At 68.1% G+C, this 16,803-nt stretch carries 14 protein-coding genes; 9 read left to right on the forward strand and 5 right to left on the reverse strand.

From position 1 onward, the window contains the following. Window positions 1-34: 34 nt before the first annotated feature. The gene (locus tag ALMP_RS12755) at window positions 35-433 is read right to left on the reverse strand and encodes a nuclear transport factor 2 family protein (RefSeq protein WP_264927143.1); all 399 of its coding nucleotides are present in this window, start codon (window positions 431-433) and stop codon (window positions 35-37) included. Window positions 434-558: 125 nt separating this feature from the next. Here ALMP_RS12755 and ALMP_RS12760 point away from each other — a divergent pair, with 125 nt between their 5' ends. Further along, window positions 559-927 carry a helix-turn-helix domain-containing protein gene (locus tag ALMP_RS12760; RefSeq protein WP_264927145.1) on the forward strand — a complete coding sequence of 123 codons (369 nt, stop codon included), beginning with the start codon at window positions 559-561 and terminating at the stop codon, window positions 925-927. Between the two features lie 132 nt (window positions 928-1,059). Further along, a complete protein-coding gene (locus tag ALMP_RS12765) occupies window positions 1,060-2,148 on the forward strand; it encodes an NAD(P)-dependent alcohol dehydrogenase (RefSeq protein ID WP_309299463.1) in 1,089 nt (362 codons plus the stop codon). A 577-nt stretch (window positions 2,149-2,725) separates the two neighbouring features. Here ALMP_RS12765 and ALMP_RS12770 read toward each other — a convergent pair. Beyond that, the gene (locus ALMP_RS12770) at window positions 2,726-3,694 is read right to left on the reverse strand and encodes a TerC family protein (protein WP_264927147.1); all 969 of its coding nucleotides are present in this window, start codon (window positions 3,692-3,694) and stop codon (window positions 2,726-2,728) included. Between the two features lie 413 nt (window positions 3,695-4,107). Then, complete coding sequence (locus tag ALMP_RS12775; RefSeq protein WP_264927149.1) at window positions 4,108-5,148, reverse strand: LacI family DNA-binding transcriptional regulator; 1,041 nt, start codon at window positions 5,146-5,148, stop codon at window positions 4,108-4,110. A gap of 267 nt (window positions 5,149-5,415) precedes the next feature. On the opposite strand from ALMP_RS12775, the gene ALMP_RS12780 reads away from it, so the two are divergent. From ALMP_RS12780 to ALMP_RS12805, 6 genes are all read left to right on the forward strand, one after another. Then, complete coding sequence (locus ALMP_RS12780) at window positions 5,416-6,981, forward strand: alpha-L-arabinofuranosidase C-terminal domain-containing protein (protein ID WP_264927151.1); 1,566 nt, start codon at window positions 5,416-5,418, stop codon at window positions 6,979-6,981. A gap of 102 nt (window positions 6,982-7,083) precedes the next feature. Beyond that, the gene (locus tag ALMP_RS12785; protein ID WP_264927153.1) at window positions 7,084-8,436 is read left to right on the forward strand and encodes an ABC transporter substrate-binding protein; all 1,353 of its coding nucleotides are present in this window, start codon (window positions 7,084-7,086) and stop codon (window positions 8,434-8,436) included. A gap of 28 nt (window positions 8,437-8,464) precedes the next feature. After that, window positions 8,465-9,463 carry a carbohydrate ABC transporter permease gene (locus ALMP_RS12790; RefSeq protein ID WP_264927155.1) on the forward strand — a complete coding sequence of 333 codons (999 nt, stop codon included), beginning with the start codon at window positions 8,465-8,467 and terminating at the stop codon, window positions 9,461-9,463. Beyond that, the gene (locus ALMP_RS12795; protein ID WP_264927157.1) at window positions 9,460-10,356 is read left to right on the forward strand and encodes a carbohydrate ABC transporter permease; all 897 of its coding nucleotides are present in this window, start codon (window positions 9,460-9,462) and stop codon (window positions 10,354-10,356) included. Before ALMP_RS12790 ends, ALMP_RS12795 begins: the two co-directional genes overlap by 4 nt. Before the next feature lie 129 nt (window positions 10,357-10,485). Further along, the gene (locus tag ALMP_RS12800; RefSeq protein WP_264927159.1) at window positions 10,486-12,534 is read left to right on the forward strand and encodes an RICIN domain-containing protein; all 2,049 of its coding nucleotides are present in this window, start codon (window positions 10,486-10,488) and stop codon (window positions 12,532-12,534) included. A gap of 257 nt (window positions 12,535-12,791) precedes the next feature. Next, the gene (locus ALMP_RS12805; protein WP_264927161.1) at window positions 12,792-14,249 is read left to right on the forward strand and encodes a polysaccharide deacetylase family protein; all 1,458 of its coding nucleotides are present in this window, start codon (window positions 12,792-12,794) and stop codon (window positions 14,247-14,249) included. Window positions 14,250-14,701: 452 nt separating this feature from the next. On the opposite strand, the gene ALMP_RS12810 is transcribed toward ALMP_RS12805, so the two are convergent. Next, window positions 14,702-15,544, reverse strand: coding sequence for an SDR family oxidoreductase (locus ALMP_RS12810; protein ID WP_264927163.1), 843 nt, complete (start codon window positions 15,542-15,544; stop codon window positions 14,702-14,704). 63 nt (window positions 15,545-15,607) lie between these two features. Here ALMP_RS12810 and ALMP_RS12815 point away from each other — a divergent pair, with 63 nt between their 5' ends. Next, window positions 15,608-15,943 (forward strand): helix-turn-helix domain-containing protein, encoded by a 336-nt coding sequence (locus ALMP_RS12815; protein ID WP_264927165.1) that lies wholly within the window; start codon window positions 15,608-15,610, stop codon window positions 15,941-15,943. A gap of 411 nt (window positions 15,944-16,354) precedes the next feature. Here ALMP_RS12815 and ALMP_RS12820 read toward each other — a convergent pair. Further along, window positions 16,355-16,803, reverse strand: a 449-nt coding sequence (locus ALMP_RS12820; RefSeq protein ID WP_264927168.1) for a GNAT family N-acetyltransferase, incomplete at its 5' end; no start/stop codon positions are given.

A 16,803-nucleotide genomic window follows, 5' to 3' on the forward strand; every position in this document is an offset into this window, starting at 1 on the left:
CTGACCGAACGGCTCAGCGGCCCTTCCCGCCGGCTCAGGCGCCGAAGAAGGCGTCCTCGGCCTCCTGGTCGGCCGAGAAGAGCCACACCTCCGCGATCTTGTCGCCCGCGACCCGCAGCACGTCGACACCGTCCATCGACATCTCCCGGCCGTCGCACTTGGCGGAGAAGTGGACGGGAATCGCGACCAGATCGCCGTTGATCATGGGCGCGCCGGTCAGCGCGAGTTCGAACGTGCCCTGCGTCGCGGTCATCTGGGCGCCCAGGAACTCGCCCACCGCCGCCGCGCCGCGGTGGCTGCCGGAGAAGCGGTGGGCACCGGGCTGGTGCCAGACGATGTCGTCGGCGAACATGCCCGCGACCGCGGCGAAGTCCTTGGCGGACACCGCGTCGACGTAGCGGTTGGCGACGGCAAGCGTGGTGGTGGGCTCCATGATCGGTTCTCCTCTGTCGAGTTCAGAGTTCACAGTTCCGGTTCAGTCGAGAACTGCCTGCTGGACCCCTATACTCACCACGAGTAACCAGTCACCTCAACGTAACCAATGAGAGGATGTGACACATGCCACAGCATCCGGCCTTCGATGTCATGACGGCGACCTGCCCGTCCCGCACCTCGCTCGCCCGCATCGCCAACAAGTGGACGGCAATGGTGGTCATCGCCCTCAGCGCCGGCCGCATGCGTTTCCGTGACCTGCGCGACACCGTCGACGGCATCAGCGCGAAGGTCCTCACCGAGACGCTCCGGGACCTGGAACGCGACGGACTCGTCACCCGGCACGTGTACGCCGAGGTTCCCCCCAGGGTCGAATACGAACTGACCGCACTGGGACACACCCTGCACGCCCCGCTTCAGGCACTGGGCCGCTGGGCCGAGGAGCACATCACCGAGGTACTCGCGGCGCGCGAGAGCTACGACGCCCGCCAGTGAAAGCCGGTCACCGTGACTGATGTCACACCAACCCAATGGTTACGTTGAGGTGACTGGTTACTAGAGGTGAGCATTGGGCTCCATCTTCGGAGCGCGCCGCGCCCGCCTCAGGGAGTCCCGATGACGAACCGCTTGCGTGTCACCGCCGCAGTCACCCCTTCTCAAGGTGCTCCGTTCGAGCTCCAGCAGCTGGAGCTGGAGGCCCCGCGCCCGGGAGAGATCCTCGTTCGCGCCGTCGCCACCGGTATCTGTCACACGGACCTGATCGTTCGCGACCAGTGGTACCCGGTGCCGCTGCCGGCGGTGCTGGGCCATGAAGGAGCGGGCGTTGTGGAGGCCGTCGGCGAGGGCGTCACGTCGGTGGCCCCGGGAGATCACGTCATCATGACGTACAACGCGTGCGGAACCTGCCGCCTGTGCGTCCAGGGCCGTCCCGCCTACTGCGATCACGCCTTCTCCGTGAACTTCGCCGGATCACGCCCGGATGGATCGCTCACTCTGCGGCGCGGCGACGCCGGGATCCACGGGGCGTTCTTCGGACAGTCCTCCTTCGCCACGCACGCACTCACCGGCGAGCGGAACGTCGTGAAGGTCGACCCGACGGTGCCCCTGACTCTTCTCGGCCCCCTGGGATGCGGCATCCAAACCGGGGCGGGCGGCGTGCTGAACTCGCTGCGGCCTCAAGCAGGCAGCAGCATCGCGGTGTTCGGCACGGGGACAGTCGGCATGAGCGCCGTCATGGCGTCCGTCGTCGCCGGCTGCACGACCATCATCGCGGTCGACCTCAATGAGCAGCGTCTCGAACTGGCCGAGGAACTCGGAGCCACGCACACCATCAACCCGGCCGAAAGCGACACCGTCCAGCGCATCCAGAAGCTGACCGGAGGGATGGGCGTGGACTTCACCGTCGAGACGACCGCGTCCCCGACAGTGCTGCGCCAGGCTGTCGACTCCCTCAACCACGGCGGCACGTGCGGTCACATCGGCGCAGCGGCGATCGGCACGGAAGTCTCTTTGGACATGCACGGACTGCTGTTCGGGCGCAGCCTGCGCGGGATCATCCAGGGGACAGCGTCCCCAGCGTGTTCATCCCGCGGCTCGTCGACCTGTTCAAGCAGGGCCGCTTCCCCGTCGACAGGCTCATCAAGACCTACGCCTTCGAGGACATCAACACCGCGGCGGAAGACGCCGAGAAGGGACGCACGATCAAAGCGGTCCTGACCTTCGCCTGACCGCACAGATACACCCACCCAGCCGGGCACCGCCCCTGCCAGCCCGCCGAGCCGGTGTACCCCCGAGGATGTCACCATCGGCGGGACACTCGCGCCGGCCGGGGAGGGACTGGTCAGGGCACTGCCCGCCGCCAACGCGCTTCCGGTGTTCTTCGACCGGCCACGTCATCGGCACCCACCACAACGCCCGTGGGCAGGTCGCCTCTGGCCAGGGCATCCACCAGCGCCTCGGCCAGGACCTCGCCCGGTGGAACTCTCGACTGCACTTCCCGCGCTGCTGCCCAGGCTGCTGGGGCTCCCTGGTGCCGGCCGAAGATCTGAGGTTCCGCGCAGGCGGTACGGTCCCGCACGCGCTGCCGGTCGCTTGACAACACGCCTCGCACGCCGTCCGGCACGACATCACCATGCCGGACGGCTTCCGCCTGCGAGGACTCGGACTGCCTACCGCCTCCCCTGACGGACCGGCCAGCTGCACTGTGTCGCACCGGCCGCCCACCTCGCGCACCAGCTGATCAACTAGGCGGAAGTGGTGATACGCGAACTTCGCCCTGATGCCTCGGTGAGCGTCAGACCGTCTGCCCGGTCTCCGCCGCCGTCTGCTTCTTCGAGGCGCGCAGGCTCGTGATCGTGGTGACCGTCAGGACGAGCACGATGAAGCCGAGGGAAAAGGGAATGCTGATCTCGGGGACGTGCACGCCCGACTCGTGCAGGGCGTGCAGCACCAGCTTGACGCCGATGAAGCCGAGGATGATCGACAGGCCGTAGCTCAGGTGGACCAGCTTCTTCAACAGGCCGCCGATGAGGAAGTACAGCTGGCGCAGGCCCATGAGGGCGAACGCGTTGGCGGTGAACACGATGTACGGGTCCTTCGTCAGGCCGTAGATCGCCGGGATCGAGTCGAGGGCGAACAGCACGTCGGTGGATCCGATGGCGAGCATCACGACCAGCATCGGGGTCATGATCCGCTTACCGTTCTCGGTGACGAACAGCTTGGTGCCGTGGTAGCGGTCGGCCACGCCGAAGCGGTCCTCCGCCATCTTCAGCAGCTTGTTCTCCTGGTACTCCTCCTCGTGGTCCTGCTTGCGGGCGTCCTGGACCAGCTTCCAGGCGGTCCAGATCAGAAAGGCGCCGAAGAGGTAGAACACCCATGAGAAGGCGGAGATGATCGCCGCGCCGGCCGCGATGAAGACGGCCCGCAGGACGAGGGCCATCAGGACGCCGATCATGAGCACCCGCTGCTGGTACTGCGAGGGCACCGCGAACTTCGCCATGATCAGGACGAAGACGAACAGGTTGTCGACGCTCAGCGACTTCTCGGTGATGTACCCGGCGAAGAACTCTCCCGTGGGCCCGCTCCCACCGAAGTACCACAGCCCGACCCCGAAGAGGACGGCCAGGACGATCCACACCACCGTCCAGGTTCCGGCTTCCTTGAGGGACACGTCATGGGGCTTGCGGCCGACGAAGAAGTCGACGGCCACCAGCACGCACAGGGCTACGACCGTCAGCAGCCAGACGGTGAGGGAGACGTTCACTGGCACTCCGGGTAGGTGGGGGATGGGACATCGTTTTCCGCGTGGCCGCTGTCGCGTCGGCCCGCCGTGCGACCGCCCGGTGTAGTCGAAAGCCGGGGAATGGTGGCTCCATCCTCGCGACGGCATGGAGGATGGTGGCGGATGGCAGTCAGGCACCTCAAGGTAACCAATGCACGAATGTGGGGCATGTCACCGCAAGGCAGCGATCCATCTCTGCTGGAGAGCGCCGAGCCGCTGCCCACAGCACGTCACCTCGACAGCTTTGCTCGGCGCACCGGAGCGCGTTCCGGCTGTCGTTGTCGCCGCACTCGCTCGAGTAACTCCACCCGGACACATGCGATCCCGCCAGAACGTGCGGCGGGATCGGACTGTCCGGGCCCGTCTCAGACTTCCGAGGACCGGCAGTTCCGGTTTCAACCGGCACTGCCGTCGTCATCGGCGACGGCAGGCTCGGCTGCCGCCGGCGGAGCGGTGGAGTCGCGGTGAGCGATGCGTCCGTGCAGCACGGTGCGTGAGGCAGCCGCGGAGGGATTGTCGAGCAGGGCGTGCATGGCCTGGGCGGCAACCCGTCCGAGCTCGAACTTGGGCACGACGAAGGTCGTGAGCGGGGGCGAGAGCAGTGCACTCTGCAGCACGTCGTCGGTGCCGACGACGGAGATGTCGCCGGGGATCTTCAGGCCGGCCTCGGCGATGGCCCTGTAGGCGCCCATGGCGCTCTTGTCACTGACCGCGTATACGGCGGTGGGCGGCTCGGGGAGCTCCAGCAGCTGCTTCATCTGCTGGTAGCCCTTGACCTCGCTGCCCGGTTCCTGCGGAGGCATCAGCTCGGTGGCGGGCATGATCCCCGCCTCCAGCAGCGCCGCCTGGTAACCGCGTCGGCGGTCGGTGAGGCTGACGTAGCGGGTTGAGCCGACGAGCATGCCGATCCGCCGGTGCCCGAGTTCCAGCAGATGCCGGGTGCAGCGGTATCCGGCGGTGAAGTTGTCCGCGACGACGGCATGGATGTCCGTGTCGAGGTCGAGGTAGTTCTCCAGGAGCACGACCGGCACCCCGGTGGCGAGGATGCGTTCGATCGCGGCCTCGTCGACATCACCGCCGTTGGCGACGATCATCCCGTCCACATCCCGCCCCATCAGGGAACGCAGGTCCGAGATCGGGTCGTCGTCGGGGCGGTACAGGTGCAGGAGCATCTGCATCCCCCGGCTCCGCAACCCGTCCTCGACCCCCGAGACGACTTCCGCCATGAACCCGTCCTGTGCGGCGGCGGGCGAGAGGGCCTCCATCACTAGGCCCACCACACGGCCCGGCTCCTTGGCCGCCGACTTGCGCGTGGGGACGTACTGGAGCGTTTCGACGGCTTCGAGAATCCGCTGCCTGCGGGTTTCGGACACGCCCGGCTTGCCGTTCAGCACGAGGGAGACCGAGGACAGCGGTACGCCGGCCGCCTCCGCCACGTCTCGCAGGGTGACGGACTTCCCCGTCCGTGCAGTCCGGGCCTCAGTCATGCACCTATCCGCTCAGAGTGTCGGTGTCACGGTGCGCACAGGCTACCACCGTTGAAGCAAACCTGACATGAACAAGAGACGGAATGTTCCGATCCTGTTCTCGAAAACAGGCTGCACGGGTCTTGCGAACGAGCGATGGACGGTTCTAGCTTCTGCGCACCGGGCCGCTCGGAGCCCGCCGCCTCGACTCGGAGTCCTCCGAGGAAGGAAGCACCCATGCCGCAAGAGACCGCCGCGGTCGTCGACGTGTCCCTGACGCACCCGGGCATCGCCTACTCCCGGAACGTCTTCGGGCACTTCATCGAGCACTTCCACCGCCAGATCTACGGCGGCCTGTTCGCCCCCGGTTCGCCGCTGAGCGACGAGCGCGGCTTCCGCGAGGACGTCATCGAGGCGATGCGCGAGCTCAGGCCGCCGGTGGTGCGCTGGCCGGGCGGCTGTTTCGTCTCCAGCTACCACTGGCTCGACGGCGTGGGCCCCATTCGCCGCCCTCACTACGACAAGGCGTGGCGGGTCACCGACCCCAACACCTTCGGCACCCACGAGTTCGTCGCCTGGTGCGAGGCGATCGGCGCCGACCCGTACATCTGCACCAACGCGGGCACCGGCACCGCGGAGGAGATGAGCGACTGGGTCGAGTACTGCAACCTCCCCCAGGGCAACGGCCACTGGAGCGACCTGCGCGCGGCCAACGGCCACCCCGAGCCGCTCGCCGTGCCGTACTGGAGCATCGGCAACGAGAACTACGGCGACTGGGAGATGGGCGCCAAGACCGCCGAGGAATGGGCGATCCTCGTCCGCGAGTCGGCCAAGATGATGCTGCGCGTCGACGAGTCCGCCGTCCTGCTCACCGCGGCCCGGGCCGACCTCGACTGGACCCTGCCGCTGCTGCGGGAAGCCGGCCGCTACCTGGACATGGTGTCCATCCACGGCTACTGGGACAAGCTGCACGACGTCAACGAACCCAGCCCGTACCTCACCGCCATCGGCCGCTCCCTCGACCCGCAGCAGGAGATCCAGCACACGATCGACATCATCGGCGCGGCATCGCTGACCGGGAAGGTGAGCATCGCCTTCGACGAGTGGAACCTGCGCGGCTGGCACCACCCCCTGGGCACCAGCGAAGCGGCCATCAGTGCCCGGGAACTGAACGAGGACAACAGCACCTACACGATGGCCGACGCGCTGTTCTCGGCAAGCTTCTTCAACGCCTGCCTGCGCCGGGGCGACGTGGTGAAGATGGCCAACATCGCACCCAGCGTCAACACCCGCGGCCCCCTCTTCGTCCATCCCGGGGGCATCGTCAAGCGCAGCACCTTCCACGTCATGGCGATGTACGCGGGCCTCCTCGGCGAACGCGTCCTCGACAGCCATGGCACGTCCCCGGAACTCGACGGCGCCTGTGTCCCGGTCGTCGACTCACTGGCCACCCTCGACGCGTCCAAGTCGCGCATCACCCTGGCCCTGGTCAACCGGGATCCGTCCGCCTCGGTCGCCTGCGACGTGCGGGTCTCGGGCCACCCGGTCGACGGCAGCCATCCGGCAACGGTGCTCGACGGGCCCGACGCGGACGCCTACAACGACGTGGACCGGCCCGACGCCATCACGCCGAGGGCGACGAAGCTGGAATTCCGGTCCGGGCGCTGCGTCCTGCCACCGCACTCCCTGACCATGTGCCACATCGACCTGCCCCTCCACCACTCCGAAGGGGACGTGGACGCCGGTCGCATGCTGAGCGGCGACTGGCACCTGTCCAGTGCCGGATGGCACAAGACCTCCTGACGCGGCAGCAGCCACCTCTCGCACCGCCTTCCCTTCCTCTCCCACCGCCTCGCATCCCTCTCTCACTCCCCGCCCCCAGCACCTCACTCACGGAGATCAGCCATGTCCTCACCCTCGCCCAGAAGATCCCGCTCCTTCCGCAGACCCGCGACCGCCGCCGCCTCCGCCGCCCTCGCCGGCGTGCTGATCGCCGCCTGCAGTGCCGGCGGCAGCGAGAGCGGCGCCGGTTCCAGCGGCCCCGTGCACATCAAGGTGTGGGCCTGGTACCCGCAGTTCAAGCCGGTCGTGGACGAGTTCAACAGGACCCACAAGAACATCAAGGTCGACTGGGTGCAGGCCGGTGTCGGCCAGGACGAGTACACCAAGCTGAAGACGGCGCTGAAGGCCGGCAAGGGCGCTCCGGACGTCGTCATGCTCGAGTTCCAGGAGCTGCCGACCATTCAGGTCAGCAAGGGCCTCCTCGACATCAGCAAGTACGGCGCGAACGAGGACAAGGGCAAGTACGTCGACTGGGCCTGGAAGCAGGTCTCCGACGGCGACCACGTCTACGCCATCCCGGTCGACGGCGGACCGATGGCGATGATGTACCGGGAGGACATCTTCAAGAAGTACAAGCTGAAGGTGCCCACCACCTGGGCGGAGTTCAAGGAGGAAGCGGCCAAGCTGCGCAAGGCCGACCCGAAGGCGTACCTGACCAACTTCGGCAGCGACGAGACGGCCGCGGGCTGGCTGCAGGGCCTGATGTGGCAGGCCGGCTCACGCCCGTACACCTACGCACCGAGCAAGCTGCCGAACATCGGCGTCCGGCTGAACGACCCCGGCGCCAAGAAGGTGTACGACTACTGGGGCGACCTCATCAAGAACAAGCTGGTCGACACCTCCTCCTACGCGACCACCGACTTCTACAACGGCCTCAGCAGCGGCAAGTACGCCACGTACATCGCCGCCGGCTGGGGCCCGGGCTACCTGCAGAGCGTGGCCAAGAAGACGGCCGGCAAGTGGCGGGTCGCCCCGCTCCCCCAGTGGACCAAGGGCGGCAACGACCAGGGCGACTGGGGCGGTTCGACCTTCGCGGTGACCTCGCAGACCAAGCACCCCAAGGAGGCCACCCAGGTCGCCCGCGAGATCTTCGGCGAGTCCGAGGCCGCCTGGAAGGTCGGCATCGACCAGGCGTACCTGTTTCCCACCGTCAAGTCTGTCCTGAATGGCCCGTACTTCCAGAACAAGAAGTACGAGTTTTTCGGCGGTCAGCAGGTGAACAAGGTGTTCGTTCCTGCCGCGAACAACATCGGGACCTTCGACTGGAGTCCGTTCCAGGACTACGCCTACAACACCCAGACCACCCTGGTGGGCAAGGCGATCGAGGGCCGGCTGCCGTGGTCGTCCGTGGCCGACACACTCCAGCAGCAGGTGACCTCCTACGCGGACAAGCAGGGATTCAAGGTCAACCCGTAGCCGCACCCCGCAACGCAAGGAGATGCTGATGAGCCTGCTCAGACAGGGTTCCTCCACCCACGCGGGCGCGGCCACCAGTACACCGGTCACCGTCGGCCGCGACGTCCCCGCGGCCGACGGCAACTCGGGACGGCACGCCAGGCGACGGAGCTCCCGTACCCGGCACAAGGCGATGGGCCTGCTCCTGGTCACCCCGTTCGGCCTGCTCTTCCTGGTCTTCCTGGTGGCCCCGCTGGCATACGCGTTCTGGCTGAGCCTGCGCACCTCCACCCTGGTCGGCGGTGACCACTTCAGCTGGTTCGCCAACTACGAACGGACCTTCACCGACCCGCAGTTCCTGTCCGGCGTGCGCCGCGTGATCGTCTTCGGCCTGGTACAGATCCCGGTGATGCTCGTGCTAGCCCTCGTCGCGGCCCTGATCATCGACGAGGTCACCAGCCGTCTCGCCAAAGTCTTCCGGTTGACCCTGTTCATGCCGTACGCCGTGCCCGCAGTGATCGGCGCGCTGATGTGGGGCTTCCTCTACAGCCCCACCTTCGGCCCGGTAGCCTCCCTCAGCCAGGCTCTGGGCCTGGGGAAGGTCGACCTGCTGGGCCACGGCCTGATGCTGACCTCGCTGGGCAACATCGTGACCTGGCAGTGGACCGGCTACAACATGATCGTCCTGTACGCGGCGTTGCAGGGCCTGCCCCGCGAGGTCTACGAGGCGGCGCGGATGGACGGAGCCGGCCGGTTGCAGACCGCCCTGCGCATCAAGATCCCGATGATCTCCTCGGCGATCGTTCTCACGCTGATGTTCACCATCATCGGCACGCTGCAGTTCTTCACCGAGCCCCGGGTCCTGGAGCCGACCGCCTCCTCGGTGATCACACCGGACTACACCCCGAACCTCTACGCCTACAACCTCGCCTTCCAGTACTCGGAGTTCAACTACTCCGCCGCCATCTCCTTCTCCCTCGGAGCGGTGGTCTTCATCGGCTCCTATCTCTTCCTGTTCGCCACGCGTAAAAGGAGCGGACTGAAGTGACGACCGCCGCTGCTCCCGCTGTCGCCGTCCCGGCTTCCCGCCGTACGTCCTCCGCCCGAGGCCGTGTCACCGTCAACGCCGTGATGGTGGCGATGATCCTGTACTTCCTGCTGCCGTTCTGGTGGCTGGTCGTGGCCGCCACCAAGAACAACGACGCCCTGTTCTCCAGCGCCGCCCTGTGGTTCCATCAGCCGGGCTCCTTCGTCACCAACCTCCAGCAGCTGTTCACCCACAACGACGGCGAGTACCTGCGCTGGATGGCCAACACCGCCATCTACGCGGGCGTCAGCGGCGTCGGCGCCACCGCCGTCGCCACACTGGCCGGGTACGCCTTCGCCAAGTACCGCTTCCCCGGCCGCAACCTGCTCTTCTCCAGCCTGCTCGGCGCCATCATGGTCCCGGCGACCGCGCTGGCCATCCCCACCTACCTGCTGCTGAGCAAGGTCGAGCTGACCAACACCATGTGGGCGGTCATCCTGCCGTCCCTGCTCAACCCGTTCGGTGTCTACCTGATGCGGGTCTACGTGCAGCAGTCCGTGCCGGACGAACTGCTGGAAGCCGCCCGCGTCGACGGCGCCGGGGAGCTGCGCGTCCTGTATTCCGTGGTGCTGCCCACGCTCAAACCCGCCCTGGTCACGGTGCTGTTGTTTTCCATGGTCGGCACCTGGAACAACTTCTTCCTGCCGCTGGTGATGCTCAACAACGACAAGCTCTTCCCGCTCACCGTCGGCCTGCAGTCCTGGTACCAGGGAGCCCTGATCCAGTCCGGCGCCAACGCACTGTTCACCCTCGTCGTCGCGGGTTCGCTCGTGGCGGTCCTGCCGCTGATCGTCGCGTTCCTTCTCCTCCAGCGGTACTGGCGCGGCGGCCTGACCGTCGGCAGCCTCAAATAGCGGTTCACCAAGCAGCCACCCCCCTCCCCTCAGGCACCCGCCGCTTCCCCTCCCCATGCCGTTTCGGGAGCGGCGGGCCCTCAGCACCACCCTTCCCTGCCCGATCAAGGTTCACGAGGGAGCCGCACCATGCCCACCGTCCCATGGGAAGGCGCCAGACGCGGCGCCGTTCCACGGTCCCACGTCATCGCCACTCTGCTCGCGCTGCTCGCCGCAGCCCTGGCCTTCGTCATCCCCACCGCCGGCGAGGCCGACGCCATCGCCCGGCCGACACAGACGATGTACACCCCGCCGCCCAACTCCCCCGCCCAGGGCTCGCTCTACCCACGGGCGATACGCCTGGAGCACAACGGGGCGGCCAACGGCACCCTGCTCGCCACCTTCGAGCAGTACACCACGGGCACCCCCGTCTTCCCGATCTACCGCAGCACCGACAACGGCAACACCTGGACCCAGATCTCCAGCGTCGCCGACACCCACAACGGCTACGGACTGCGCTACCAGCCGCAACTGTTCGAACTGCCCACCCGGATCGGCGACTTCCCCGCCGGCACCATCCTTGCCGCCGGTAACTCCCTCCCCAGCGACCTGGCGACGACCGAACTGGACCTGTACGCCAGCACCGACCGCGGCGCCACCTGGTCATACGTCAGCAGCATCGCCAAGGGCGGCAAAGGCGTACCCAACAACGGCGAGACACCCGTGTGGGAGCCGTTCCTGCTCGTCCACAACAACAAGCTCATCGTCTACTACTCCGACCAGCGCGACCCTGACCACGGCCAGAAAATGGTCCACCAGACCACCACGGACGGCGTCAACTGGGGACCCGTCGTCGACGACGTCGCCATGCCGAGGTACACCGACCGCCCCGGCATGCCAGTGGTCGCCAAGCTGCCCAACGGCAACTACGTGATGACGTACGAGTACGGCGGCGCACCTGAGAAGAACTTCGCCGTCTACTACAAGATCTCCGCCGACCCGGAGGCATTCGGCTCCGTCACCGGCCAGGTCCTTCGCGCGACCGACGGCTACGTCCCCTCCAGCTCGCCGTACATCACCTGGCTGCCCACCGGCGGTCCCAACGGCACCCTCGCGGTCTCCGCCTACAGCAGTACCGACCTCTTCCTCAACACGCAGAACGGCGCCGCGAACGCCTGGACCCGCATCGCCTCCACCGTCCCCGGCGGCTACACCCGCGCCCTGCTCCCCCTCGCCGACGGCCACAGCCTGGAGATCTTCAGCGGCGGCTACCTCAACACCACCCAGAACCCGATCACGTACGGCACCATCGACCTGGGCGGCGGCATCTCCGACGGCGCCACCTACACGCTGTCCAATGCCCACAGCAATCTGAAGCTCGCCATCGCGGGCGGCTCCACCACCAACGGCACCTTCGCCACCCAGCAGACGTCCGGCAGCGGCACCGACCAGCAGTGGCGCTTCACGCAGCAGCCGTCCGGCTACTTCAAGATCTTCAACGTCGCCACCGGCAAGGTCCTCGGCGTGAAGGACATGTGGCCGGGCGACGGCGCCAAGATCGTGCAGTGGGACGACAACGGCACCCTCGACCACGAGTGGGCCGTCTCCCCCGATCCTGCCGGCGGCTTCACCATCGTCAACCGGCTCACCGGCAAGTACCTGGAAATCCCCAACGCCTCGACCGCCGTCGGCACCGCCGCCGTGCAGTGGGGGTCCACGGGCTGCGCCTGCCAGCGCTGGAACCTGACCCAGGTCGCCCTGCCGCCGCTGGGCACCGGCCAGTACATCCTGATCAACAAGAACAGCGGCAAGTACCTGGAGATGCCGGGCGCCGCCACCACCGTCGGCGCACAGGCCGCCCAGTGGGTGAACACCGCCTGCAACTGTCAGATGTGGACCTTCCAGTCCGCCGGCAGCGGCGCGTGGAAGCTCAAGAACCTCCGCAGCAATCTGCTCCTGGACGTGAACGGCTCCTCCAACACCGCCGGGGCGGCCGTCATACAGAACACGTCCTCCAGCGCCACCTCGCAACAGTGGACGCTCACCAGCGCCGGCAACGGCTACTACAAGGTCGTCAACGTCGGCAGCGGCCTGGTCGCGGACGTCACCTCGGCCTCCACCGCCAACGGAGCGCTGATCATCCAGTCCGCCGACACAGGAAACGACAGCCAACTCTGGAAGATCGTCCGGATCAACTGACCCGGCCCGGCCCACCGTGGCCCCGGCGCCTCCCGCGCCGGGGCCACGGCAGCGCGACCGAAGAGACAGTGGTCACATTCGGGCCGGCGGCGGGCGACGGGCATTGCGGGAGACCGGCCGAAAACATACCTTGCCCCGGCGAAAAGAAGCCCTTGCCCTTCGCAAGGCGTCGCAACGGGACGCCGCAGCGCAGCGACAGCTCGCCCACCGCACACCCCGCCCCACGCCACCAGGCACCTCACTACCTAGGTTCACGCATGCCCAGACGCGCCCTCGCCCCCGCACTCCTCTTGCTCGGCTCGCTCGCCCTGACGGCCGCCTGCTCCACCGGCTCGCCACCGGCGGACTCCGCGCCCTCCCCGGACGGCCCGTCCCGGACCGGAGGGAACGACACCGGCACACAGGTCGACCTGACCAAGCTCAAGGGCGTCAACATCGTCAGCGACAGCAGCACAGACCGCTCCTGCCCCTGGGCCACGAGCTACCCGGACGTCCCCGGCGCCGACGTGATGACGGCCGCGATGAAGAAGGACGTGGAGGGACGCCTCGCGGGCTTCCTCGGCGAGGACACCGGCGGCGCGCCGAACTGCGGTGGCGCGGACGGGTCGGAGGGACCCGAGCTGAACGTCAGCTTCTCTTTCCTCGTCGCCTCAGGCGACGTGCTGGGCGTCCGGCTGACGACGGTGGACCGCACGTCGAACGCGGACGGCGTGGACACCAGGGCGTACTGGTACGACGGTGCCGCCAAGAAGTACCGGCCCTCCCCCGGCCTCATCGCGGACGGTTCCCAGGACGCCTTCGTCGCGGCCCTGACGAAGCGCCTGGAGAAGCGGGAGGGGGTCACCCCCGACACCGTCGAGGCGTCGCTCGGCGACCGGGAGAACCGCGACGCCTACCTGGACGACATGGCTTTCACCGCCGACGGCGACCTGAAGGTGGACTTCGACCGGGGCACGGTCGGCGTCCCCCCGGCCGGCCGCATCTCCGTCACCCTCCCCAAGGCGACCGTCACCCCGTGGCTGTCCGAATTCGGCAGCCGTGCCCAGCACCAGACCACCGACCCGGACGACAGATTCGACCTCGGTGCCCCCCACACCCCCGCTCCGACCGTCGCCGCCCAGCCGGACCCGGGCGCGGACACCACGGACTGCTCCAAGACCAAGTGCATCGCCCTGACCTTCGACGACGGCCCCGCAGCCCCCGAGACGGGAACGCTGCTCAAGTACCTCGCCCAGTACAAGGCCCGGGCCACCTTCTTCGTCGTCGGCCAGAACGTCGCCGCCCACCCGGACATCGTCCGCGCCGAGATGAAGTCCGGCCACGAGATCGCCAACCACTCCTGGAACCACCCGGTCCTCACCAACCTCACCCCCGCCCAGGTCCGCTCCCAGCTGGAGCGCACCAGCGCGGCGATCAAGGCCGCCACGGGCAAGGAGCCGACCCTCTTCCGCCCGCCGTACGGCGCGATCGACGACAAGGTCAAGGCGGCCACCAGCCTGTCCCCCGTCCTGTGGGACATGGACACCCTGGACTGGAAATCCCACGACCCCGGGAAGGTCGCCCAGACCGTCATCTCCCAGGCCGAGCCGGGCGACGTCGTCCTGATCCACGACATCCACCCCACCTCGGTCGCCGCCGTCCCCGAGATCCTGCGCACCCTGACCGCCCGCGGCTACCACTTCGTCACGGTCAGCCACCTGCGCGCAACCCTCTGAGCTCCGGCGGGCACGGCAGGATGAGGTGGACGGCCCTCCCGCCGCCGCTTGCGGTCGCGGTGCGCGGACACGTGGAACGTGTGGCACCGCGGCGTGCGCAGCGCGTGCGGCGGCCGTTGCGAGAAGTGCCGACGAAGACGGCGCGGCAGACCGGTGCCGCCGTCGAGACGGCAGGGATCCGTCTCGGTAAATACCAGGACGAGCCCGGCCGGGGGTGGCGGCCGGCACGCGCGTGACGACGTCGGCGTTCTCGCCGGCGGAGTGCAGGGCGGCGGCCGGCCGTCGTGGAGGGGTCGTGTACGGGCGGGCCCGCCGCATCGGTCAGCAGCCGGGACGGCCTCGCCCGGAGGCTTGCCGGAAGCGGGACGGCGCAGGCGCCGGGCACCTCACGGGTGCCGGCGCCTGGCCTGGACTGCGGGTCTGACCCACATCGTATGAAGAGGGCCGGTCGATCAAAGCCCCATGTCGGCCAGCCACTGGCTCGTGGTCCGAGGAGTGACGCCCAGCAGCCTCTGGGCAGAGGTCTCCGGCGCGATCGAGCGGCCGGGCATGGCACTCATCGCCTCGTAGGCCCCCGCGACATCGGCAGCCGCGCCCTCCCCGATGAGGGGCGCGACCGAGGTACGGAACTGCTCAGGGGTGATCGGCTCGAAGACCGCGTCCCGGCCCAGCCGGGCGCCGAACGCCTCCGCCAGATCCGGCCCGGTGATCGCCGGGTACTGTCCGACGGAAACCACACCGGTGACGTCCGGGCGCTCGAACAGGGCGACGACGACATCGGCGATGTCCAGATGGGACACCCAGGAGACCGGGAAGTCCGCCCGGATCGGGTACGGCAGCACACCGCGCTCACGGACCGAATCGACGACGTACGGCATGAGCAGGTTCTCGAGGTACAACTCGGGCGCGATCACCGCGTGGGACACACCGCTGTCGGCCAGGCCGGCGGCCAGTGACGCAGCGGCACCGCCGATGGCGGGATCGATCGGGAAGCCGCTGGTGGAGAACACCACGCGAGCCGGACGGGCCGCGCGGACGGCGGTGAGGATATTGTCCGCGAAGATCTGACGGTTCTCCTCCGAGGTCAACGGCAGGTGGACGAACACCCCTTCGGCATCACGGTAGGCGCCGGTCAGGTCAGCGGCGGAGGAGTAGGCGGCGGCCACCACGTGTGCGCCGTCCACGACGGCGTGCTCGTTGCGGGTCACAGCGGCCACGGACTTTCCCGCGGCAGCGAGAGCGGAGACGACAGGGGAACCTTGGGCGCCGGTGGCGCCATGGATCACGTAGGTCATGGAGCCATTAGTGCATGCGATGCACCAGTTACATCAACTGCACTAATGGGCTACCCTCAAAAAGTGACCAATCCCTGTCTTCCCGAGTGCGGTGTCGCCCGGTTCCTGACCCTCCTCAACGGCCCCTGGGCCACCCTCATCGTTCGCGAACTGCTGAAGGGCCCCCACCGCTTCACCGAACTACGCGACGCCCTGCCCGGCATCAGCCCCCACACCCTGACCAGCCGACTCCGCCAGTTCGAGACCCACGGCATCGTCAGCCGCACCACCTACGCGGAGATCCCTCCACGCGTCGAGTACCGCCTCACCCCGCTCGGCGAAAAACTGCGCGACGTCCTCGAAGCCATGGCCACATGGGCCGAGGCGGTCCCCGACCCCGAGCCCGGTGTCACTGTGTGACCCATGACCCGCAGCAGCCTTCCCCGCGCCCCCCGGGGGGAGCGGCTCAGCTCACCTGGCCAATGATCCAGTAGCGCCCGTACGACGCGTGTCGTCACCGCGTTGGACCGTCGTAGGCATGTCCGGCGCCAAGCCCGTGTGATCCCTGCGCCACGTGCGCCGGAAGTGCTGCGTCTATTGCTGGAACGACGTCACCAAGCGCTGCGGGGCAAGGGCCGGGACTGAAGCCGACTGCCGAGGCCGCGCGCCTCGGGCAGCAGTAGAGGCGCCCGCTCGGGACAGCACGCTGGCGCAGGCGTTCCCCCGCCAGGGCAGAGGCGACGGCACACACGGAGCGCGCGGCGTCCAGCGGCTCTGCATGCCGGCCACGATGCAGGCGAAGCCGGGTGCCCTGCGCACCGGCACACCGCGTCATTCCGAAGAAACGCGAAACTCGAACTCGGGACGGTCCCACGGCACGGCGGGCGGGTTCGCGAGCGCGGTCCCGATCCGCACTGCACCGACGCGGTGGTAGAAGTCCTCGGCGGGAACATGCGACACGACCTTGACACGATCGAGCCCGGCGGAACGGGCCTCGGACTGCATGTGCGCGACGAGCAGCCGTCCAATACCCTGTCCCTGCGCTTCGTCGGCGACGAACAGCAGGTCGAGCTCCGGTGGATCGACAACGAGCGAGTAGAACCCGAGGACCCGGCCTCCATGCTCGTCGGCGCCGACGGCCACAAAGGCGCGGTGGACCTCGATGTAATCAGGCCCGACCCGGTAGCCCGCGACTGCGGCCGCGTACTTACCCTCATAGGCGCCTGAGCCACGCACGAGCCGCGTGAGCCGTTTGGCATCCCGCGCGACGGCCCTCCGTA

This window comes from Streptomyces sp. A012304, from assembly GCF_026008495.1.
GTDB lineage: Bacteria > Actinomycetota > Actinomycetes > Streptomycetales > Streptomycetaceae > Streptomyces.